Here is a 1,966-nt window from a genome sequence, read left to right as displayed (position 1 = left end):
GGGCTGTTCGGGCTGGCCCTGCCCGAAGAACTCGGCGGTGACGGTGGGACCGTCGCCGATCTCGTGGCGGGGCTGGAGGAGGTGGCGGCGGCCCTCGTCCCCGGCCCGGTCTTCGGCACCGTCCTCGCCGGGCTCGTGCTGGCCGGGCGCCCGGAGGCGCCGGTGGCCCAGGAACTCGCCCCGGCGCTGGCCGAAGGCAAGGCCCGCGTCGCCATCGGATTCGGCACCGGCACCGTCACCGCGACGCGGGGCGGGCCGGGGCTGATCCTGCGGGGCCGCACCGGTCCGGTGCTGGAGGCGGACGAGTCCACCCACCTGCTGCTGCCCGCCGCGTTCGAGGGCGGCACCGTCTGGTGCCTGCTGCCGCCCGGGCCGGTCGAGGAGGCCGCCGCGCTGGACCTCTCGCGCCGCCTCGGTTTCCTCGATCTCGACGGGGTCGAAGTCGACCGGTCGTGGGTGCTCGGCGATGCCCCGGTCGAGGATCTCGCCGTGACACTGGCCGCCGCCGAGGCCGCCGGCATCGCCGGCTGGTGCGTGCGCACCGCGAGCGAGTACGCCAAGGTCCGGGAGCAGTTCGGCCGCCCGATCGGATCGTTTCAGGCGGTGAAACACCTGTGCGCGGAAATGCTGTGCCGGGCCGAGTTCGCGGCGGCTCTGGCCTGGGACGCCGCGCGGGCCGCCACCGACCCCGCGGAGCACGCCTTCGCCGCCGCGCTCGCCGCGGCCGGGGCGCTCGACGCCGCCGTCGACAACGCCAAGGACTGCATCCAGGTCCTCGGCGGCATCGGATTCACCTGGGAGCACGACGCGCACCGCTACCTGCGGCGTGCGGTGTCGTTGCGGCAGTTGCTCGGCGGCTCGGGGCGCTGGCGGCGGCGCGTTGCGGAACTCGCGTTGTCCGGCGCGCGACGGCGGCTCGGCCTCGAACTCGCCCCCGACCCGGATGTCCGTGCGACCGCGGAGGCGATCGCGGCGCTCCCGCCCGCGCAGCAGCGGGTCCGGCTCGCCGAAACCGGCTACCTCATGCCCCATTGGCCGAAGCCGTACGGGCTCGACGCCGGCGCCGAACGCCAACTGGTGATCGACGCCGAACTGGAGCGGGCCGGTGTCCGCCGTCCCGATCTGGTGATCGGTGCCTGGGCCGTGCCCACCATCCTCGAGCACGGCACCCGGGAGCAGCGGGACCGGTTCGCCGGACCGACCCTGCGCGGCGAGATCACCTGGTGCCAGCTGTTCAGCGAGCCCGGCGCGGGATCGGACCTTGCCTCCCTGCGCACCAGGGCGACCAGAGTGGACGGCGGCTGGCTGCTGTCCGGGCAGAAGGTGTGGACCTCGGTGGCGCGCGAGGCGGACTGGGCGATCTGCCTGGCCCGCACCGACCAGGAGGCACCCAAGCACAAGGGCATCACGTATTTCCTTGTCGACATGCGGACTCCCGGCATCGACATCCGGCCACTGCGCGAGATCACCGGCGACGCGGTGTTCAACGAGGTCTTCCTCGACGACGTGTTCGTCCCGGACGCCATGGTGGTCGGCGAGGTGCACGGCGGCTGGCGGCTCGCCCGCACCACACTGGCCAACGAACGGGTCGCGATGGGCAGCGGCTCTTCCGTCGGCGAGGCGGTGGAGGGGCTGCTCGCGACGGTGACGGAGCCCGACGCGGCGGTGCTCGACCGGCTCGGCGCGCTGGTGACGGAGGGTTCGGCCTGCGCACTGCTCGACCTGCGGGCCACCCTGCGGCGGCTGGCCGGGCAGGACCCCGGCCCCGAGTCGAGCGTGCGCAAACTCCTCGGCGTCCGGCACCGGCAGGCCTGTGCGGAAACCGCACTCGACCTGCGCGGCCCCCTCGGTGTCGTCGACGCCGAGGCACAGCACGAGTTCCTGCTCACCCGGTGCCTGAGCATCGCCGGCGGCACCACCCAGGTGCTGCTCAACGTGGCCGACGAACGCCTGCTCGGCCTGCCCC

Annotated in this window: 1 protein-coding gene; it reads left to right on the top strand. The window is 74.2% G+C overall.

The annotated features are described in order from the left end of the window. On the top strand, positions 1-1,966 hold a 1,966-nt coding region (locus tag FNH05_RS36740; RefSeq protein ID WP_144593435.1), incomplete at both ends, for an acyl-CoA dehydrogenase family protein.

This window comes from Amycolatopsis rhizosphaerae (assembly GCF_007713715.1).
GTDB classification, from domain to species: domain Bacteria; phylum Actinomycetota; class Actinomycetes; order Mycobacteriales; family Pseudonocardiaceae; genus Amycolatopsis_E; species Amycolatopsis_E rhizosphaerae.
This window is presented reverse-complemented; position numbering and strand designations above follow the sequence as displayed.